We start from the raw sequence: 19,917 nt of genomic DNA, 5'->3' as shown, positions 1-19,917 counted from the left end.
TTTCATCTGCACAAAGGACCACATTCCATGACGGACCTCCGTCCCTCCACCTCGGCGAGCCCCGGCCGGACCTACGGCCGACGCAATTTCCTCAGCCTCGGGCTGGGACTGGGCACTCTCATCACGCTCAGCGCCTGCACGCCGAGTGATGATGCTCCGCTGCCCGAGGGCGGCGACCCGGTCCAGGGCGGGGTGCTCACGTACTTCGAGCCTCAGACGTGGACGCTGCTCTACCCGCCCTCGGTCGGGTTCTATCCCAACGGCGGCATCATGAACAACATCTCCGCCCGCCTGCTGTGGCAGGATCCGAAGACCCTCGACCTCTACCCCTGGTTGGCCACCGAACTGCCTGAGATCAACGCCGATGCCACCAAGTTCACCTTCACGATCCGCGACGGTGTCACCTACTCCGACGGTTCACCGCTGACGGCGAAGAACGTAGCGGCGAACTTCGATCTCTTCGGACGAGGCGATGAGGCTCGCACCCTTCCGGTCTCCGAGCAGATCTCGAACTACGAGCGCAGCGAAGTCCTCGACGACAACCGAGTCCGCTTCCACTTCAGCGCCCCCTCCCCCGGCTTCGCGCAGGCGACGTCGACGATGAACGCGGGTCTCCTCGCCGATTCGACATTGGCGTTGGACGCCGAGGGCTTCGGCCCCGGCGGTGCCACCGGCATCCACACCTGCGGGCCCTTCCACATCACCGACGAGACGATCGGGACGAAACTCTCCGTCCGGGTCCGTGAGGACTACGACTGGGCCCCACCACACCTGAAGCACCAGGGCCGGGCCCACCTCGACGGCATCGACTACCTGGCCAACAACGAGTATTCGGTGCGCATCGGCGCCGTGCTCTCCGGGCAGGCCGATGGCGTCCGCGACGTCCAAGCCCCCGACGAATCGCGCGTGAGCGAGCAGGGGCTGCGCCTCTATGCGAAGGCCACGAACGGCATCAACAACAGCATCAACCTCCGCTTCCGGCACGAACTACTGGAAGACCTCAAGGTCAGGCAGGCCATCATCGCCGCCGTTGACCGGCAGGAGATCGTCGACAAGCTCTTCACCCCCAACTACCCGCTGGCCACAGGCCTGCTGGCCAAGGGCGCCATGGGCTACAAGGACCAGTCCGGGTCCTGGGTCCACGATCCCGAGGAAGCGAACCGACTCCTCGACGAGGCGGGCTGGTCCGAGCGCAACTCCGCCGGGTTCCGCACCAAGGACGGCCAGGTCCTGGCACTGAGCGTCAACATCGCCTTGCCGCAGCCACGCTCGAACGAGGTGCAGACCCTCATCCAGCAGCAGCTGCGTCACGTCGGCGTGCGCCTGTCGATCAACCCCGGTGACCAGTCCAAGCAGACGTTGGACGCCCTCGACCTCGATCGCGTACAGATCTACCATTCGATGGTTGCCCGCGCGGACTTCGACAATCTGCGCTCGAACTACTCCTCGGTCAACCGTGATGTCTTCCTCAATGGGAAGGACCGTGACGACGCCGACGATGAGAGCATCGATCCCGAGATCGACCGGCTGTTGGAGGAACTCGCCTCACAACCCGTGACGAAGAAGCGGCAACAGGCCGCGGAGAAGGTTCAGGACTACCTCGTTGAGAACGCCTATGTGCTGCCGTTCTTCGAAGAGCCGCAGGTCTTCGCCTTCCGCCGCCGCGTCAACGGCTTCACGACCGAACCGGTGGGCCGTCCCGACTTCTACAGCACATGGTTGGCAGGGCAGAAATGATCCTCGACATCCGCTACCTCTTCCTGCGCCTGGGCCAGGCACTGCTCGTGCTGCTGCTCGCGTTCACCGCGGCCTTCATCCTGCTCAGCCTCATTCCCGGCGACGGTGTCACCGCCAGATTCGCCGACCCTGCACTGGGTCTCTCTCCCGACCAGATCGCGCAGATCCGCACCGAGACCGGGGCCGATGAGTCGTGGATCAGCCGCTACTTCCTCAGCCTCGGAGGGTTCCTCACCGGCAACTTCGGCTTCTCCGTCCAGACCGGCTCATCAGTGTCGACGATCATCGCCGCGGCCCTGCCCTCGACCGCGGTGCTCGCCCTGTCCGGGTTCGTCTCCGCCCTGGTCCTGGCCGTTGTCATCGCGGTGCTGGCAACCTACGGGCCCTTCGCCTGGCTGCGGAAGCTGCTCGACTCGGTGCCCAGCCTCTTCATCTCGATTCCCGTCTTCTGGTTGGGGATCCTGCTCATCCAGATCTTCTCCTTCCAGCTCGGGTTCGTCTCCGTGGTCTCACCCGGCCCCGCCGAGGCGCTCGTCCTCCCAACCCTGACCGTGGCGGTACCGCTCTCGGCCCCCATCGCGCAGGTCCTCATCCGCTCCATCACCGACGTCAAGGCCTCCGGATTCGTCAAGGTCACCTCGGCGAAGGGTGCCGGTGAGCTGTGGATCCTCGTCCACACCGTCGCCCGCAACGCCGTCCTGCCGGGCCTGACGATCATCGGCCTCGTCTTCGGTGAACTGGTCGCCGGCGCCGTGGTCACCGAGACCGTATTCGGGCGCAACGGAATCGGCCAGATCACCGCCCAGGCCGTGACCCACCGCGACAACCCGATCCTCCTGGCCGTCGTCGTCATCGCGACCCTGGCCTACGTGACCATCAACCTCATCGTCGACCTCCTCTACCCCGTCATCGACGTCCGGCTGCGCACACAGCCCGGGGCCGCCTCGGCGGGGAAGAAGCCTGCCGATGAACCCACTCGCCGGGCACTGTCGACGACCGCGGCCAGCGTCGGGGTCGATCTCGACTGGGACGACAAGGACACCCACTCATGAGCCTCATCAGCAGTCTTGCCCCCACCTCGGGCACCGGTAAGCCGGGCTCTCCGGCGAAGCGACGCAGCCGCACCCGCGCGAACATCGGCCCCGCCACCATCGTCTCGGCCCTGGTCCTGCTCATCGCCATCATGTGGGCGCTCTTCCCCGGACTCTTCACCCAGCATGACCCCAACGACGGCGGCACCACTCCGGCGCTGCTTGGCCCCAGCCTCGACCACTGGTTCGGCACCGACCAGACCGGCCGTGATGCCTACGCCCGCGTCGTCTACGGCGCGTCCCAGTCATTGCTCGCAGCACTCGTGGCTGTCGGTGTCGGACTCATCGTGGGCACGGCCATCGGACTCATCGCCGGCACCCGCCGCGGCTGGGTCGACGATGTGCTCATGCGCTTGGTCGACGTGCTGCTCTCGATCCCGGCGATCCTGCTCAGCCTCTCGATCGTCGTCGTCTTGGGCTTCGGCACCATCAACGCGGCCATCGCCGTCGGCGTCACGGCCATCGCCCAGTTCGCACGACTGTCGAGGTCGGAGGCGGTGCGCATCAATACCAGCGACTTCGTGGCCGCGGCCTACGGTTCGGGCGGCACCTTCTTCTCCGTCCTCGTCCGCCATATCCTGCCCAACTCGATCTCGCCCGTGCTGTCTCTGGCCGTCCTTCAGATCGGGTCCGCGATCCTCCAGATCTCGACGCTGGGCTTCCTGGGCTACGGGACTCCCCCGCCGACACCGGAATGGGGCCTCATCATCGCCGAGGGCCGCAACTTCGTCGCCACCGCATGGTGGCTGACCGTGCTGCCCGGCTTCGTCGTCATGGCCATAGTCCTGGCCACCCACCAAATCGGCAACACCCTGAGAAAGGTGACATCATGACCGAGTCCGCGCCCCTGCTGTCCGTGCACGATCTCAGTGTCGCCTACTCCCAGTCCTCGGCCCCGGCCGTCGACGGCGTGACCTTCGCCGTGCGTGCCGGGTCGATGACCGCGGTCGTCGGCGAGTCCGGGTCCGGCAAGTCCACGACCGCGAATGCCGCCATCGGCCTCCTCCCGGAGTCCGCGCAGATCACGAGCGGGCACATCCACTTAGGTGAAGTCGATCTCGGTGGCTTGGGAACCAGCGGCTGGCGTGGGATCCGCGGCAGTCAGATCGGCTACGTCCCCCAGGACCCCGGCAGTTCACTCAATCCGCTGCAGACCATCGGCAAATCCGTCGCCGAGGCGCTGCGGATCCACAAGCGCGCCGATCGGAAGTCTGCCCGTGCCCAGGTCATCGAACTGCTGACCAGAGTCGGCATCGATCGGCCACAGATGCGCGCCGATCAGTTCCCGCATGAGCTCTCCGGGGGAATGCGCCAGCGAGTCCTCATCGCCTCCGCGATCGCACTGCGCCCACGACTGCTCATCGCCGACGAGCCGACCTCGGCCCTCGACGTGACCGTGCAGAAGCAGGTCCTCGATCTCCTCGATGAGCTGCGCGCAGAGACCGAGATGGGCGTCCTCTTCATCACCCACGACCTCGCCGTCGCCGGTGAACGCGCCGATGAGGTCGTCGTCATGCAGTCCGGACGCGTCGTCGAGGCCGGACCGGCGGCTCAGATCTTCTCCCGGCCTGCCACCGACTACACCTCGCGGCTGCTTGCCGATGCCCCGGCGCTGAAGACGAAGACCCACCGACAGGCCACAACCACCGCCGCACTCGCCGAGGCGCAGGCCCCCTTCGTCTCGGTCGAGGGCCTGACTCAGGTCTATGCCCGCAACGATGATCAGGTCATCGGCATCGACGACGTGTCACTGCACGTCGAACGCGGCACCACCCACGGCATCGTGGGCGAATCCGGTTCAGGGAAGACGACGACGGGCAAGGCCCTGGCCGGGTTCCTCACCCCACAGTCCGGTCGCATCCGCGTCGGCAATTTCGACACCGATGACTCTTTGCGCGGTCGTGCGGAGCGGGCCCGCCTGCGCGACTTCCGCCGCACGGTCCAGCTCGTGCACCAGAACCCGTACTCGGCACTGGATCCCAAGCACACCATCGGCCAGATACTCACCGAACCGCTGCGCAACTTCCGCATCGGTTCCCGGAATTCGCGACCGACCCTCGTCGCCGAGGCCCTGGAGAGGGTTGCCCTGCCTACCGAGTTCGGCGAGCGCCGACCGGCCGAGCTCTCCGGCGGTCAGCTGCAGCGGGTGGCGATCGCGCGGGCCCTCATCGCCGGCCCCGAGCTCGTCGTCTTCGATGAGGCCGTCTCGGCCCTCGACGTGACCGTGCAGGCCCAGATTCTGACCCTCCTCGACGATCTCCAATCTGACCTGGGACTGACCTATGTCTTCATCTCCCACGATCTCGCTGTCGTGCGACAGATCGCTGATACCGTGTCGGTGATGTCGCAGGGACGACTGGTGGAGAACGGACCGACGGAGGACCTCTTTGCTCGCCCGCAGACTCAGTACACGCGCACCCTCCTCGATGCGATCCCCCGCCCCGTGATGCTCCACGGCGACGGAGACAGCGCCGCTTCGACACCCACATTGCTCACCGCAGCAGAAAGTTGAGACTGACACGATGACGAACAGTTCCACCGGTCCCCGGCTCGGATTCTTCACCCGCCTGCTCGAGGACGCCCCGGCAGCTCAGCGCTACCGGTTCGCACTCGAACAGATCCAGGCGGCCGAGGCCCACGGCTTCGACTCCGCGTGGGTGGCCCAGCACCACTTCTCTGCGACCGAGGGCGGCCTGCCCTCCCCACTCGTGTTCCTCGCCCATGCGGCAGCCCAGACCTCGCGGATCCGCTTGGGCACGGCGATCATCACCCTGCCCATGGAGAACGGCGTGCGTGTGGCCGAAGACGCTGCGGTCACCGACGTGCTCTCCGGGGGACGCCTGGAGATCGGGCTCGGTTCGGGCGGAAACCCGAAGTCCTTCCCCGCCTTCGGCACCAGCTTCGATCAACGACGTGAGGTCTTCGCCGACAACCTCGCGGCACTGAAGACTCTGCTGGCAGGTCAGTCCCTGGAGACCGGGCATGCGCTCTATCCGGAACCGACCCGGCTCTCCGAGCGCCTCTGGCAGGCCACCTTCTCCTCCGGCGGATCCGGAGCTGCCGGTGCCGCCGGTGATGGCCTCATGCTCTCGCGCACCCAACCCCGCTCCCAGGACAAGCCCGAAGCAACCCTCGACGAGGTACAGCTGCCGGTCATCGACACCTACCTGGCGAACCTTCCCTCCGGTGTGGAGCCCCGAATCCTGGCATCGCGCACGGCCGTCGTCGCCGATGCCGCAGCGCTGCCCGAACTCCGCGCCCGGACCGAACCGGCGCTGCGGGCCGAGGCAGATCGCCTCGTCGGCTATGACACCTCGGGGCTGAGCCTGGACGAGCTGCTCATCGCCACCGACACCTACCTCGGCACCCCCGAGCAGGTCATCGAACGCCTGGCGACAGACCGTGTGCTGAACCGGGCCACCGACGTCAGCTTCCAGGTACACTCGGTGCCGGCGACGAATGAGACGACGCTGCGGTCCATCGAACTCCTGGCCACCGAGGTGGCCCCGGCCCTGGGACTGACGCTCACGACGGAACAGGCGGCCTGACATGACCGACATCATCAACACCCTCGCCGGAATCGCCGCACAGGACCCCCTCGACAAGCTGCGCGATCACCGTGCACAGGCCAAGGACAACGCCCAGCTCAGCTTCGAAGCGCTGCTCGAACCAGCTGAGACCGGTGGGTTCTCCCACCGTGACCGCTATGCCGTCGCCGCATTCACGGCCGGCCTCCTCGGCGCGCCCGCGGCCGAGGAGTTCTACCGTGACCTCCTCCGTGACGAAGACGAGGTCGCCTCCTGGGAGATCGCCGAACTCCTCGATGAGGTGCTGCTCGAACTCGACTCCCGTTCGACCGTGCGCGGCCCCTACGGAACCTTCGAATCGGCTGTCCTGGCGGCCGAGAACGTCCCGGGACCCTGGCTGAGTGTGGAGAAGAAGTCGAGCGAGGTGCTGGGCGCACAGCTGGCCGCCGGCCTCGAATTCGCCCATCTCCTAGTTCTGCATCCCCGCGACTCACGTCCCGAACACATGGCGCTGCTCCTCGACGCCGGCTGGGACGAAGACTCGATCGTCACGCTCGCGCAGCTCGTGTCATTCCTCAACTTCCAGATCCGCATCAGCACCGGACTCACTGCCATGGTCCACGCACCGGCGACGACCCTGCCCCCGGTCTCGGACGAACCGCCCGAAGCGGGCGACGGTGACGGCGAGGCCACCTCTGCGAGGGACTCTGCCGCTTCGTCGAAGGGCAGCGAGGCTCTGGCCCGGGTCGGCGAGCGCGTCAGCACCTATCCCGGGCTCACCCGTCCGGAGCTGTTCCAGCAGTCCGGGCTGGGCTGGGTGCCCTGGATCTCCCCCGTCGCCGAGGCGGACCTGACCGATGTCCAGCGCGAGGCACTCATCGAGGCGGGGCGGGCGAAGAACCCCTACTTCCGGCTCCTGGCCAGGGATCCGGCGGCCCTGCGGGCACGAACACTGACCGACCTCGACATCTTCTTCAACACCACCGACGGGCTCGGCCGGGCCGAACGTGAGCTGGCCGCGACCGTGGCCTCACGTCTCAACGGGTGCCTGTTCTGCGCCTCGATCCACTCGGACCGGGCCACGGAGGAGTCGGGTCGCCGGGACCTGGTGCAGACGCTGCTCGACACGGGTGTGGAAACGCCGTCGAACCTCGGCGATGCTGTCTGGGACGCTGTCGTCGACGCTTCCGCGGCTCTCACGCTGACCCCGCAGGCGTTCGGTCCTGCGCATGTCAATGCACTGCGCGAGGCCGGCCTCGACGATGGCGACATCATCGACGTACTCAACTGCGCAGCCTTCTTCAACTGGGCCAACCGCCTCATGCTCTCCCTCGGCGAACCCGAGGTGCTCGCACCCGGAAAGTGACGCGGCTCAGCGGCTGCGCACTGCCCTCACCACGACGTCGTCGATGGTGATTGTGCGGCCACCGGGTCCTGCCATGGTGCGCTGGGATTCCTCGGCGGTGACGACGGTCCAGACGACTCGATTGAGACGCTCAGTGATCGAGTCGGCAGTCGCTGAGGCTGCTGCCGGCGGGTGAGAATCGCCGTGAGAGTCGCCATGGCCGTGGTGGAGGTGGCCGACGATGAGGAGTGTTCCCCCGGGTGCCACCCAATCCGCGATGCGCCCGTAGAAGTCCAGCTGAGGCATTGCCGGATGCGCGTAGTGGGTGGTGACCAGGTCGTACTGCGTCTCCGGCGCCCAGCTGGAGAGATCGGCCTGGATCCAGCGCACCCGGTCACTGACTCCGGCGACCGCAGCGCGGTCCTTCGCGTGGTCAAGTGCTGCATTCGCAACGTCGGCTCCGGTGACATCCCAGCCCTGAGCTGCCAGCCAGATGGCCTCTGCTCCGGCACCGCAGCCGGCGTCGAGTGCGGTTCCGGATTCGAGTCCGCTGACCTCCTTGATCAGGTGGGGGTTCGGATCGCCTGAGCTCATCGCTGGGGCGCGTTCACCGGTCCAGGTCTGATCCCAGTAGGTCTTGTCGAATGAGTGTGTCATCAGCTTGCCTCCTGTGCCTGCTCGGTCTCGTGCTGCGCCACTGCGCGATCGAGGTCGGTGAAGATGAGGTCGGTGTTGATGTGCTGTGCGGCGAGCGCACCGGCCGCTGCCGCACCACTGACCTGCGCTCCGATGTCGGTAGCATTGCCGGCCACCCAGACGCCGGGGACCGCGGTCTGCCCGAAGGCTTCGGTTTCGATGAAAGCCCCAGCAGGACGGGCCGTGGGCTCGAGCCCGATCCCTGCGAAGAGTTCGGTGCGGGCAACCATCGGCGTAGCGACGACTGCAGCATCCACGGCAATGACCTGCCCATCACCCAGACGCACACCCGTGAGCGTGTCATCGGTGATCTCCAGGCTGTCGATGTCCCCGTCGATGACTGGGATGTCGAGCGCGCGAAGTTTGACCTGATCTTCCTCGCTCAGCTGTTGGTCTCCGGAGAAGAGCATCACATGAGGGCTCCACTGCTTGAACAGAAAGGCCTTGTGGATGGCCATCGGACTGGTGGCAAGGATGCCGATGCGACTGTCGCGGACCTCCCATCCGTGGCAGTAGGGGCAGTGAAGGACGCCACGACCCCACTGTTCGCGCACGCCCGGGATCTCGGGCAGTTCGTCGACGAGGCCGGTCGCCATGAGCAGCCGTCTGCCGACGATCTCTTCGCCGTTGTCCACGGTGATTGTGAACCTGTCGACTTCGCCGCTGATTTCGGTGACCTGGCCGTCGATGATCTCGCCGCCGTAGCTCTGCACTTCGTCTCGGCCTCGGGTCAACAGCTCTGCGGGGCTGATGCCTTCGAGTCCGAGGAGCCCATGGACCCCGTCGGCCGGAGCATTGCGCGGGTGGCCGGCATCGATGACTGTCACCCTCCGGCGTGCGCGGGCCAGGGTCAGGCCAGCGCTGAGTCCGGCCGCACCGGCTCCGACGATCACGACGTCTCGAATCGCGCTCTGCTTCTCTGCCATGTCCTGGTCCTCTCAAAGTATGTGGAGTCGCCGCTGCGGCGCTCCGATACTTCGATGGTGACAACCTATTCGCAGTATTGCAAACAGTTTTGCCGAATGGCAAAATAAGGGGCATGGATGAACTCATGGACCGCACTCTCGATACTGTTGGGCCACGGCTGAAGCAGCTGCGGCAGCGCCGCGACATCACTCTCACCGACCTGTCCGAAGAGACCGGCATCTCGATCAGCACGCTCTCGCGCCTCGAGGCCGGGCACCGCCGTCCCAGTCTCGAACAGCTCCTGCCCTTGGCGCGAGCATTCGGGGCCACTCTCGACGAACTCGTCGACGCACCCCCGACCGGGGATCCACGCATCAATCTGCAGCCCCTGCCCACTCGCGACGGCCGGACGATCCTGCCGCTGACGCGTCGGGCAGGGGGCATCCAGGCCTATAAATTCGTGCTGCCGACAGGCTCGGATGAGGCCACGCCAGAGCTGCGCAGCCATGAGGGCTACGACTGGGTCTTCGTCCTCAACGGCAGCCTTCGCCTCGTCCTCGGAGAGCACGATCTCATCATGGAACCCGGCGAGGCAGCCGAGTTCGACACCCGCACCCCGCACTGGTTCGGCGCCACCGGTGCAGGGCCCGTCGAGTTCCTCAGCCTCGTCGGCAAGCAGGGCGAGAGAGCCCACGTCCGTGCGGCACCGAAGCGCCACCTCGGCGAGGATTAGCGGTATCTCAGCCGACGTCCATTAGGGTGGACCGGATGATGAAGCGGTTGCCTGTCGGTGACTCGACGCTGAAGCCGCTGCCTCGTCCGGGGACCACATCGATCGTGAGGTGGGTGTGCTTCCAGTACTCGAACTGCTCGACCGACATCCAGAAATCGAGGCCCGCCTTCTCTGCGTCATCGACGGGCAGTTCGAAGTGGCCGAGGAGAACGTCAGCCTCCGAGGTCAAGAAGTCGCCTTCGGGGAAGCACATCGGCGAGGACCCGTCGCAGCAGCCACCCGACTGGTGGAACATCAGTTGACCGTGCTTGGCGACCAGATCGCCGAGGAGGTCGACAGCGGCCTGTGTCATGGCCACCCTCGACTTCTCCTCCCCGTCGATGGTCGGCGCTGATTCCAGCGCCGCGGTCTGTGTAGATTCACTCATCAGAAAAATCCTTGCGCGTTCTCCGAGTAGCTGACCAGCAGGTTCTTCGTCTGCTGGTAGTGGTCGAGCATCATCAGGTGGTTCTCTCGGCCGATTCCCGATGACTTGTATCCGCCGAAGGCAGCGTGTGCCGGATAGGCGTGGTAATTGTTGACCCAGACGCGACCGGCCTGGATGTCTCGGCCTGCCCGGTAGGCGGTGTTGCCGGTCCGGGCCCAGACGCCGGCGCCGAGTCCGTAGAGCGTGTCATTGGCCGTGGTGATGGCGTCGTCGTAGTCCTTGAACGAGGTCAGGGCGACGACGGGGCCGAAGATCTCCTCCTGGAAGATCCGCATATTGTTCGAGCCCTTGAAGATGGTGGGCTGGACGTAGAAGCCTCCGGAGAGGTCGCCCTCGAGTTCGGCCTTGTCACCGCCGATGAGCACCTCGGCGCCTTCGTCCTTGCCGATCTTCAGGTAGGACATGATCTTCTCGTACTGATCGTTCGAGGCCTGCGCGCCGACCTGGGTGTCGGTGTCGAGCGGGTTGCCCTGCTTGATCGCACGAACGCGTTCGACTCCGGCAGCGACGAAGTCATCGAAGATCGACTCCTGGACGAGTGCACGCGATGGGCAGGTGCAGACCTCGCCCTGATTGAGAGCGAACATTGCGAAGCCCTCGAGTGCCTTGTCGCGGTAGCTGTCATCAGCGGCGAGCACGTCTTCGAAGAAGATGTTCGGCGACTTACCGCCGAGTTCCAGAGTCACCGGGATGATGTTCTGCGAGGCGTACTGCATGATGAGTCGGCCGGTCGTCGTCTCGCCGGTGAAGGCGATCTTCTTGATCCGCTTGTTCGAGGCCAGGGGCTTGCCCGCTTCGACTCCGAAGCCGTTGACGATGTTGAGCACACCGGCTGGCAGCAGATCACCGACGAGCTCGGCGAGGATGAGGATCGATGCCGGGGTCTGCTCGGCGGGTTTGAGGACGACGCAGTTGCCTGCCGCCAGTGCCGGTGCCAGCTTCCACGTGGCCATGAGAATGGGGAAGTTCCACGGAATGATCTGTCCGACGACGCCGAGCGGCTCGTGGAAGTGATAGGCGACCGTATCGTCGTCGATCTGGGAGAGTCCGCCTTCCTGAGCCCGGATCGCCGAGGCGAAATAGCGGAAGTGATCGATGGCCAGTGGAATGTCGGCGGCCAGTGGTTCGCGGATGCCCTTGCCGTTGTCCCAGGTCTCGGCGACCGCGAGCATCTCGAGATTGGCTTCCATGCGATCAGCGATCTTGAGCAGGATGTTCGAGCGCTCGGTCACCGAGGTCTTTCCCCAGGCCGGTGCTGCTGCCCAGGCCGCGTCGAGGGCGGTTTCGATGTCTTCGGCGGTGGAGCTGGGAATCTCTGTGAAGGCCTGACCTGTGACGGGAGTGATGTTGTCGAAGTAGTTGCCGTTCTTCGGCGGCACCCACTCTCCTCCGATGTAGTTCTCGTAGCGTGGCTTGAACGTGACGAGGGAACCTTCGGTACCGGGTGCTGAGTAGACTGCCATGACACTCCTTCGTGTGAGTCCATCCGCTCGCCTCGCACGCACTGTTTCGCGTGCTGCGCATGTTCGTGGTCGACTGCGCGAAGCGGATGTGTCCGTGTCCTCTCACCATAGGTCTCAGAGTGCGAGGGGACAATAGGTGTCATGGGTTCGCCGCGGTGCTCGACCCAAAGTTCAGCGGCTGTCGAGAACGTTTCGCCGGAGGAGTTCCTGGCTGAAGTCCCACCCGTCAGAGAAGAAGTCGCGTGCCTCGCCTCGGCGGTCGATGGGAATGTCCTCGAAGGTGTGCGTGATACTCACCTTCGTGTCCCTGCCATGAGGCTCCAGAGTGATCGCAACGCGGTCGGTTGGGCCGAAGCGTCCGTTCGTCCGACGACGGATCACGAGGCCGCGCATTTCATCGACGGCAGTGATCTCACCGGTGAGCACATACTCGTAGGAGTCGTCTTCGTAGCGCTCCTCGTAGGGGCTGCCGACTCGTGGTTCGAAATCGATCTGCACCGTCGGAGGTGGACACCACCACCTGCTCAGTCGAGCCGGGTCAGCCACGTGCTCCCACACCTCGGCGATCACCGCTTTGATCACCAGCGATCTGGCGAAGCTCCAAACCGATTCCGCGCGGTCAGCACTCATACCGTAACGATTCCCCTGTTGGAAGGCATCGCGCCGTTGAAGGCTATTGGCACGGCAGCCGCATTATCAATGTCGACACTGTCGATCGCTTGGACATGCACATGCGGTTCGGTGCTGTTGCCGGAGTTTCCGCACAGCCCGATTTCTTCGCCGATCTCAACGTGCTGTCCCACCCGAACCCGTGTGCTCCGACGCTGGAGGTGGCAGAGCACGACCACGCCACCATCGCACCGGATCATGACGTGGTTGCCGGCGAGCGCAAGCCAACCTGCCTCGGCCCGACGCTTCTGTGTGAGCGTGTACCCAATCGACGACATCCCGCGGTACGAGAGATGGTCACGCTCGGTGTCATGAGACGCCACGACAGTTCCAGCGACCGGAGAGAGCACCGAACGGCCGAAGCCGACGAAATTTTCCGGCGGCTCCGGGCGCAGCAAAGAGCCGAACGTGAATGGAGCCGAGCGTCCGGAGTCATCGACCGGCACGAAGTCGATTGCGTATGAGGTCGCGAAGAGCCTCGTGCCGTGGCTCGGCACCCGATTGGCAGGACTGTTCTGGACCAGCCATCGGCCGGTGAAGGGGTAGTTCATATCAAGCACGTCGGCCATCGTCCGTCACCTCGCGGAGTGCCCAGGCCGCACCGAAGCAAACAGGACCATGTCCCGACGCTCACCACCGACCTTGCGATGCCTGTCCTGGAGGCCCTCTTCACGAACATACCCGGCGCGTTCGGCGGTGCGAATCGATCCGTCGTTCCAGGGTTCGATAAAGAGTTCAACGCGGTGCAGACCCGGAACCGTCCATGCGAACTCGGTCAGGGCCGCGAGCGCCTCGGCTGCGCAGCCGCGTCTCCGCGCAAACGGCGCTATCGCGTAGCCGGCGCTCGCCCGCCCCTCGTCGAGATCCTTCAGCCAGAGACCACAATGGCCGATTGCGACATCATCAGACCGGCGCGCAATGGTGAATGAAAAGCCTGCCCTTTCAGCGTGCCGCATCTGCTGTCGCCTCACCCAGGCCATGGCTTCCTGCACAGTGGCGTCTCCCGGCAGTGAACCCGTCTGCGGCACATAAGGATCGGTCGACAGGGATTGCGCCATCGCTACGTCTCGCGCCTCTACCGCCCGCAGCAGAACCTGCCCATGAGCCGGAGTCTCCGCAGGCCAGGGTGGCAGCGTCATCCGCCCTCGGTGATGGGGACTTCTGCGGCCTTGGGGAAGAGAAGGTTGTAGGTGAGTCCAGCGACGGCAGCACCGGCGAGCGGGGCGAGGAAGAACACCCACACCTGGCCGAGTGCATCTCCACCGGCGAACACCGCGACCCCGAAGGAGCGGGCCGGGTTGACGGAGGTGTTGGACACCGGGATGGCGACGAGGTGGATGAGCGTGAGTGAGAGACCGATCGCCAGAGGTGCCATTCCGACCGGGGACCTGTCATCGGTCGCCCCGAGGATCACGTAGAGGAAGATGGCGGTGAGGACGAACTCGGCGATGAGCACGCTGAGCAAGGAGAATCCGTTCGGGGAGAATTCTCCATAGCCGTTCGTCGCCAGCCCATCCTTCGCTAGCGAATAGTCCGGGTTGCCCGAGGCGATGAGGAGCACGACTCCACCGGCGACGATGCCGGCGACCAGCTGCGTGATCCAGTAGGGCACGGCGTCTTTCACTGGGGTCCTGCCCGCAAGCACGCAGCCCAGTGTCACTGCTGGATTGAAGTGTCCGCCGGAGACATGTCCGACGGCGTAGGCCATGACGACGACGGTGAGGCCGAAGGCCAGTGCGACACCGAGGAATCCGATGCCCATGTTGAGGCCGTCATCACCGACGACCTTCGCGGCGAATACGGCCGCGCCGCAACCGCCGAAGACGAGGACGAAGGTGCCGAGGAATTCGGCGAAGATCTTTGAGACTAGTGTGGGTTTCTGCTGGAGAGCCATGACGAATCATCCGATCTGTGATGCGTGTCACATACCATGTCGATTCCCATACTACAGTCACGTCTCAGCAGATGAACCCAAGCTGTGCTGTCGTTTCCTCCCAGTGGGTACGACGAGGCTTCAGACCAGCGGCATGACCATGATCAGGCAGGGCGTCTGCTCATCCCAGAGGTCGGTCTCCTCGAGCGGGAGAAATCCCATCTTCTGATAGAAGTGTCGAGTCCGGTCGTAGTTGGGATCGGGGCTCGAGGCTCCCAGGGTCTTGACCTGCAACAGTGCCGCTCCCCGTGCCCTCACATCACTTGCGACCGCACGCATCATCGCCGTGCCGACTCCCGTTCCATGCACGGATCTGTCGACGACCGTGAAATGCACCTCGGCGGAGTGGTCGAAATGCCACGACACCAAGGTCACGCCGACGACCTTTCCGGCATCGTCTCGCACCGTCCACGTCTCCATGGTCCGTGCATCATCGACGTACTCAGCGTTGGATTCCGGTCTGCCGAACCACTCGGGGACGGTCAGCAGAAGACGGTCCACATCCTCGGGCACCTGGTCATCTCGGACTGCACTCCATCGTGTCTGTGTCATCCCACCCATCCTAACGACCGTCGGGAACGGTCACAGCCACCTCGGCGCTGGTCGACTGTCTTGGTACGCTGACGAACATGAGTGAAGTCGACAGCCCGGTCCTGCGCCTGATCCCGTTTCTCGCGGCCATCACGGTGACGATCTTCGCCACTTTGGCTGTCACCAGCGGCGATGAGAGCAACCTGCTCATCACACTGGTCACGGCGGCAATCTCCTATTTCGGCACCTACTACATCGCCCGGCTGCTCATCGGCCTCATCGTCCGGGTCACTCGGAGCGAGGGCCACGACGACCAGGACTAGCCCTATCTCTTGTCCTGCGCGGGCACGACGACCTTGCGGATGATGATCATCCCCGAAGCAGCCACAGGCACCGCGACCACTGCACCGAGCACTCCGCCCAGGGTGCCGCCGGCGATGGCGGCGATGATGACGAGTGCACCGGGCACATCCACAGCAGCCTTCATGATGCGAGGACTGAGCAGATAGGCCTCAACCTGCATGTACACGAGGTAGTAGATCGCGGCGGCGATACCCAGCCCGGGAGAGACCATGAGGCACGAGGCGGTGATGATGATCGCACCCGTGATAGGGCCGACGAGTGGAATGAGTGAGGCGAGGAACGCGATGAAGGCGAGCAGCGCCGGCAATGGGGCGCCGATGATGGTGAGGAAGATGGCCGAGCACACGCCGTTGACGATGCCCAAGGACACCTGGCCCAGAACGTAGCGCCCGATGGATCGGGTGACCTCATCAGTGACCGCTTCGACCGTCGGCCGTGAACTCGCCGCGACGAGGGAGTACATGGCCGACCTGATCGTCGGCATCGTCACAGCGAAGTAGATGGTGAGGATGACGACGATGACCACACCGGTGAGAAAACTCAGAATTCCGGCCCCGATGGACACGACCCCGCCGCCCAACGACACCACATTCTTCGGGTCGGCGACCCAGTCACCGATGTTGGCGAAGATCTTGTCGAGATCGACGGCACCGGTGAACCTCTGCTCGAGGTCCGCGACCCATCCCGTGGCCGCCAGGTTCTCGACGATGTCAGGAAGATCACCGATGAACTGCTGGATCTGGCTGATGACGGCGGGGGCGATGAGCAGGACAGCACCCGCAACGACGACGATGAATGCGAGCACCACGAGGACGACCGACAGGGAGCGTGGCAGCTTGCGCTCGACCAGCCACACCACGATCGGCTCGAGACCGAGGGCGAGAAACAGGGCCAGACCGATGTAGATGAACACGGTCGCCACAGACTGCAGGGCCGTCATCAACCCGATTGCGAGTCCCACTCCGAGCGTTCCGGTGAAGCCGACCCGAAATGCACTGTTGAGAGTGAGGGTCTTTCCCTGCCCTTTTCCCATGGCCCCAGTGTAACCAGCGACCATGCGCTGGCTCGCGCTCACGCGTTAGGATCGAGGTCGAGACCTGGCACAATCCTTCAACCGTGTAGAAAGTGGTACGTCGACGATGAGCTCCGATCCGAACAGCATTGATGTCTGGGAGTCCTTCCTCGACCCACAGGGCGAATTCTCACTGCCCGACTTCTCCGCCGTCACTCCCGCGTCGCTGATCGCTGCGGTCCGCGCGGCCACGGACTTCGCCCGGTCCGAGGTGGAGAGCATCATCGGTGATGAGACCGATCCGACGTTCGTGTCGACCACCGTCCGCTTCGAGTCCGCGACCATCCCCATGACCCGGATCTCTGCCGTGGTGAGCACCGTCGAATCGAATCATCTCCGCCCCGAGCTCACCGACGCCGTTGCCGAGGTGTGGGATCGTCTGTCCGCGGCACGGACCCGAATCTTCCTCGATGTCGATCTCTTCCACCGCATCGAGCAGGTTCCCTCCACCGATCTCAATCCCGAGGACAAGCGTCAGCAGGAGCTCACAATCGAGGAGTTCGTGCGTGCCGGCGCCCGCCTCGGCGAAGAAGAGCGCGAGCACATGAGTACGATCGCGGCCGAGCTCACGACCCTGGCCACCTCCTTCTCCCGAGCCCTGCAGAAGGACACACGGGATCTCGCGGTCCACCTCGGCGAGGTGGATCAGCTGGCCGGGCTCAGCGAGGACCAGATCGCGGCCGCCGCCAATCGGGCGGCCGAGCGGGGCACTCACGGGTACCTGCTGCCTCTGAACAACTTCACCCAGCAGCTCGTCCTCGAATCTCTGGAATCGCCGCAGACTCGGCGACAGGTGCTCGACAACTCGACCTCACGGGGCGCCCGCGGAGGCGAGGGCGACACCCGAACCCAGGTCGCCGACACCACGGCCCTGCGGGCCCTGCAGGCCAAGCTGCTGGGATACCCCTCGTACTCGTCGTTTGCGATCGACAACCAGACCGCCGGCGGACCGGATGCGGCCGCGGACATCGTCTCCTCGCTCATCGCTCCGGCCAACGCACAGCTGGCCGAGGAGCTGACCCAGGTCAAGGACCGCTACGGTCTCACCGACGTCGCACCCGAGGACGTCAAGCATCGTCTGGCGCAGTACCGGGCCGAAGAATTCGACATCGACGCCGACGAGGTCGCTAAGTACTTCGAGTTCGACACCGTCCTCAACGAGGGCGTCTTCCGCGCGGCCACGGGTCTCTACGGAGTCACCTTCGCCCCACGCGAGACGGTCTCCGCCTGGCACGAAGATGTGCGGACCTTCGAGGTCACCGACGCCAATGAACGCACCCTGGGACTCATCCTCCTCGACCCCTACTCCCGGGACACGAAGCGCGGCGGCGCATGGATGGGTGAGCTGGTGACAAGTTCACGGCTGACCGGGCACCTGCCCGTGGTCACGCTCTCGCTCAACCTGGCCAAACCGGGCGAAGGCCGTCCGACGCTGCTCAACCCCACCGAGCTCAACACCCTCTTCCACGAATTCGGTCACGTCCTGCACGGCCTGTTCGCGAACTCGACCTACCCGTCCACGGCCGGCACGGCTGTGCCACGCGACTACGTGGAGTTCCCTTCCCAGCTCAATGAGATGTGGCGCTTCCACCCACAGGTCCTCCCCCACTACGCCAAACATGTCGACACCGGCGAGCCGATGCCCGAATCGCTGGTCACCGCGTTGATCGAGAGCGAGAAGTTCGGGCAGGGGTTCGACACGACCGAATACCTGGCCGCGGCCATGCTCGACCTGTCATGGCATTCCCTTGAAGCCGGTGAGCACATCACCGACGTCCTCTCCTTCGAATCCGAGGTCCTTGCCGCCGCAGGCTTCATTACCCTCGTTCCACCCCGTTATCGCACCACCTACTTCGGCCACATCTTCGCCTCGGGCTACGCCGCCGGCTACTACTCGTACCTCTACTCGGAGGTCATCGCGGCCTGGGTCAGCGAATGGTTCGAAGCCCAAGGCGGACTCAACCGGGAAGCAGGCGACGCCTTCCGCGAAGCCATCCTGGCCCCCGGCTACTCGGTTGACCCGATGAACGCCATCGAACGCTTCTTCGGCACCCGCCCCGACGTCGCGCCCCTGCTGCGCAGGCGTGGTCTGGCCGAGCCCGTGGAAGAAACGGACGCAGAAGAACCAGCCGCAGAGCCCGCCGAGCCGAAGGAGCACCGCAACCATGCGGCGGTCTCCCAGGTCCTAGAAGCCAATGGAATCGAACCACAGATCAGACTCTTCACCGATGCCACCCCCACCGCAGCCTCGGCGGCGGAGAAGGTCGGTGTCGACGTCGGAGCGATCGCGAACAGCCTGATCTTCTCCTCCGAGGGCCAACCGGTGCTCATCATGACCTCCGGTCGCCACCGCGTGGACACCGACTTCGTGGCCGGACTCATCGGGCTGAGCTCCCTCGACCGGGCCGATAAGGATCTGGTGCGCACCGCGACGGGTCAGGTCATCGGCGGGGTCGCCCCATGCGGGCATCCGCAGGAGATCCCCACGTATGTCGACGTGGCGCTGAAGGACTATCCTGTTCTCTGGGCTGCGGCCGGCACACCGAATTCGATGATGCCGCTGACGTATGAGCAGCTGCTGGCCATCACCGGAGGGAAGGAAATCACTGTTGTCGAAGAAGGTGCCGAAGCCTGAGGGCTCGGACGAGCCGAGCACTGGAGGCCCGGAGGCGCTGAGCGCTGCGGGCAGACTGGCGGCCTTCGCCTCCTCCCGAGGACGCTACTATGCGGTGATTCTGGCCGTGTTCTCCGCGGTGCTCATCATCTCCAACATCTCCGCGACGAAGGTCATCGGCTTCGGACCCATCGTCACCGACGGCGGTGCCTTCCTGTTCCCCATCGCCTACATCCTCGGCGATGTGATCAGTGAGGTCTACGGTTTCAAGGCTGCCCGCAAGGCCGTCATCACCGGTTTCGGACTCCAGATCCTGGCGACGCTCGTGTTCTGGCTCGTCCTCATCTCACCCCCGGGACCCGGCTATGAGAACCAGGACGCCTTCGCCGCCGTCCTCGGCTTCTACCCGCGCATCGTCGCCGCATCCTTAGTCGGATACTTCTTCGGCCAGCTGCTGAACTCCTATGTGCTCGTGGCCGTGAAGAAGCGCATGGGCGAACAGAAGCTTTGGGTCCGCCTGCTCACCTCAACCGGAGTCGGCGAATTCGTCGACACCCTGCTGTTCTGCGTCATCGCCTTCGCCGGGGTCATCCCCGGACTCGACTTCATCAACTACATCGTCTTCGGCTTCGTCTACAAGGTCGCCGTCGAAGTCATCCTCATGCCCGTGACCTACCGGGTGATCAAGCTCGTGAAGAAGCACGAACCCAGCTACGAGCTGCCCGGCGGCAGCGAGGCCGCCTAGCCGCG

Annotated in this window: 20 protein-coding genes; 10 read left to right on the top strand and 10 right to left on the bottom strand. The window is 64.8% G+C overall.

Going from position 1 to position 19,917, the window contains the following annotated elements; genetic code table 11:
- Positions 1–27 precede the first annotated feature (27 nt).
- Genes AAFP32_RS03455 through AAFP32_RS03430 form a run of 6 tightly spaced genes read left to right on the top strand, consistent with a single transcriptional unit; the run spans position 28 to position 7,721 of the window.
- Positions 28–1,737 (top strand): TIGR04028 family ABC transporter substrate-binding protein, encoded by a 1,710-nt coding sequence (locus AAFP32_RS03455; protein WP_350270658.1) that lies wholly within the window; start codon positions 28–30, stop codon positions 1,735–1,737.
- On the top strand, positions 1,716–2,789 hold the full coding sequence (locus AAFP32_RS03450; protein WP_350270657.1) for an ABC transporter permease: 1,074 nt from the start codon (positions 1,716–1,718) through the stop codon (positions 2,787–2,789). Before AAFP32_RS03455 ends, AAFP32_RS03450 begins: the two co-directional genes overlap by 22 nt.
- On the top strand, positions 2,786–3,661 hold the full coding sequence (locus AAFP32_RS03445; RefSeq protein WP_096168473.1) for an ABC transporter permease: 876 nt from the start codon (positions 2,786–2,788) through the stop codon (positions 3,659–3,661). The genes AAFP32_RS03450 and AAFP32_RS03445 overlap by 4 nt, the downstream gene beginning before the upstream one ends.
- On the top strand, positions 3,658–5,340 hold the full coding sequence (locus AAFP32_RS03440) for an ABC transporter ATP-binding protein (protein ID WP_350270656.1): 1,683 nt from the start codon (positions 3,658–3,660) through the stop codon (positions 5,338–5,340). The genes AAFP32_RS03445 and AAFP32_RS03440 overlap by 4 nt, the downstream gene beginning before the upstream one ends.
- A gap of 10 nt (positions 5,341–5,350) precedes the next feature.
- Positions 5,351–6,376 (top strand): putative FMN-dependent luciferase-like monooxygenase, encoded by a 1,026-nt coding sequence (locus AAFP32_RS03435; RefSeq protein ID WP_009883210.1) that lies wholly within the window; start codon positions 5,351–5,353, stop codon positions 6,374–6,376.
- Between the two features lies 1 nt (position 6,377).
- A complete protein-coding gene (locus AAFP32_RS03430) occupies positions 6,378–7,721 on the top strand; it encodes an alkylhydroperoxidase domain protein (protein WP_350270655.1) in 1,344 nt (447 codons plus the stop codon).
- Positions 7,722–7,727: 6 nt separating this feature from the next.
- On the opposite strand, the gene AAFP32_RS03425 is transcribed toward AAFP32_RS03430, so the two are convergent.
- Together AAFP32_RS03425 and AAFP32_RS03420 are read right to left on the bottom strand one after the other, a co-directional pair.
- Positions 7,728–8,357, bottom strand: a complete 630-nt coding sequence (locus tag AAFP32_RS03425) for a class I SAM-dependent methyltransferase (protein ID WP_350270654.1) — start codon at positions 8,355–8,357, stop codon at positions 7,728–7,730.
- Entirely contained in the window at positions 8,357–9,322 is a 966-nt protein-coding gene (locus tag AAFP32_RS03420; RefSeq protein WP_096158330.1) for an NAD(P)/FAD-dependent oxidoreductase, read from the bottom strand. Before AAFP32_RS03420 ends, AAFP32_RS03425 begins: the two co-directional genes overlap by 1 nt.
- 113 nt (positions 9,323–9,435) lie before the next feature.
- Between AAFP32_RS03420 and AAFP32_RS03415 the strand changes: the two genes are divergently transcribed.
- Positions 9,436–10,035 (top strand): XRE family transcriptional regulator, encoded by a 600-nt coding sequence (locus AAFP32_RS03415; protein ID WP_350270653.1) that lies wholly within the window; start codon positions 9,436–9,438, stop codon positions 10,033–10,035.
- Positions 10,036–10,042: 7 nt separating this feature from the next.
- Here the strand turns inward: AAFP32_RS03415 and AAFP32_RS03410 are convergent, their stop codons facing one another.
- The 7 genes from AAFP32_RS03410 to AAFP32_RS03380 form a co-directional block, all read right to left on the bottom strand.
- Positions 10,043–10,462, bottom strand: coding sequence for a DUF779 domain-containing protein (locus AAFP32_RS03410; RefSeq protein WP_009883215.1), 420 nt, complete (start codon positions 10,460–10,462; stop codon positions 10,043–10,045).
- Entirely contained in the window at positions 10,462–11,985 is a 1,524-nt protein-coding gene (locus tag AAFP32_RS03405; RefSeq protein WP_009883216.1) for an aldehyde dehydrogenase family protein, read from the bottom strand. The genes AAFP32_RS03410 and AAFP32_RS03405 overlap by 1 nt, the downstream gene beginning before the upstream one ends.
- Before the next feature lie 171 nt (positions 11,986–12,156).
- Positions 12,157–12,615 carry an SRPBCC domain-containing protein gene (locus AAFP32_RS03400; protein WP_350270652.1) on the bottom strand — a complete coding sequence of 153 codons (459 nt, stop codon included), beginning with the start codon at positions 12,613–12,615 and terminating at the stop codon, positions 12,157–12,159.
- Positions 12,612–13,223: a M23 family metallopeptidase gene (locus AAFP32_RS03395; RefSeq protein WP_350270651.1), complete on the bottom strand. Its 612-nt coding sequence runs from the start codon at positions 13,221–13,223 to the stop codon at positions 12,612–12,614. Before AAFP32_RS03395 ends, AAFP32_RS03400 begins: the two co-directional genes overlap by 4 nt.
- 6 nt (positions 13,224–13,229) lie before the next feature.
- Positions 13,230–13,793: a GNAT family protein gene (locus AAFP32_RS03390; RefSeq protein WP_350270650.1), complete on the bottom strand. Its 564-nt coding sequence runs from the start codon at positions 13,791–13,793 to the stop codon at positions 13,230–13,232.
- Positions 13,790–14,548: an aquaporin Z gene (gene aqpZ, locus AAFP32_RS03385; RefSeq protein WP_009883220.1), complete on the bottom strand. Its 759-nt coding sequence runs from the start codon at positions 14,546–14,548 to the stop codon at positions 13,790–13,792. Before aqpZ ends, AAFP32_RS03390 begins: the two co-directional genes overlap by 4 nt.
- A 120-nt stretch (positions 14,549–14,668) precedes the next feature.
- Positions 14,669–15,139 carry a GNAT family N-acetyltransferase gene (locus tag AAFP32_RS03380; RefSeq protein WP_101547104.1) on the bottom strand — a complete coding sequence of 157 codons (471 nt, stop codon included), beginning with the start codon at positions 15,137–15,139 and terminating at the stop codon, positions 14,669–14,671.
- A gap of 77 nt (positions 15,140–15,216) precedes the next feature.
- On the opposite strand from AAFP32_RS03380, the gene AAFP32_RS03375 reads away from it, so the two are divergent.
- Positions 15,217–15,441: a hypothetical protein gene (locus AAFP32_RS03375; protein ID WP_009883223.1), complete on the top strand. Its 225-nt coding sequence runs from the start codon at positions 15,217–15,219 to the stop codon at positions 15,439–15,441.
- Positions 15,442–15,443: 2 nt separating this feature from the next.
- Here AAFP32_RS03375 and AAFP32_RS03370 read toward each other — a convergent pair whose 3' ends face one another.
- Positions 15,444–16,514 (bottom strand): AI-2E family transporter, encoded by a 1,071-nt coding sequence (locus AAFP32_RS03370; RefSeq protein ID WP_350270649.1) that lies wholly within the window; start codon positions 16,512–16,514, stop codon positions 15,444–15,446.
- A 106-nt stretch (positions 16,515–16,620) separates the two neighbouring features.
- On the opposite strand from AAFP32_RS03370, the gene AAFP32_RS03365 reads away from it, so the two are divergent.
- Positions 16,621–19,188 carry a M3 family metallopeptidase gene (locus AAFP32_RS03365; RefSeq protein WP_350270648.1) on the top strand — a complete coding sequence of 856 codons (2,568 nt, stop codon included), beginning with the start codon at positions 16,621–16,623 and terminating at the stop codon, positions 19,186–19,188.
- On the top strand, positions 19,163–19,912 hold the full coding sequence (locus AAFP32_RS03360; RefSeq protein WP_350270647.1) for a queuosine precursor transporter: 750 nt from the start codon (positions 19,163–19,165) through the stop codon (positions 19,910–19,912). The genes AAFP32_RS03365 and AAFP32_RS03360 overlap by 26 nt, the downstream gene beginning before the upstream one ends.
- Positions 19,913–19,917: the final 5 nt, after the last annotated feature.

Source organism: Brevibacterium sp. CBA3109 (genome assembly GCF_040256645.1).
In the GTDB taxonomy this organism is placed as follows: domain Bacteria; phylum Actinomycetota; class Actinomycetes; order Actinomycetales; family Brevibacteriaceae; genus Brevibacterium; species Brevibacterium koreense.
Note: the sequence above shows the minus strand (reverse complement) of the source record. Positions and strands in the feature narration are given on the sequence as shown.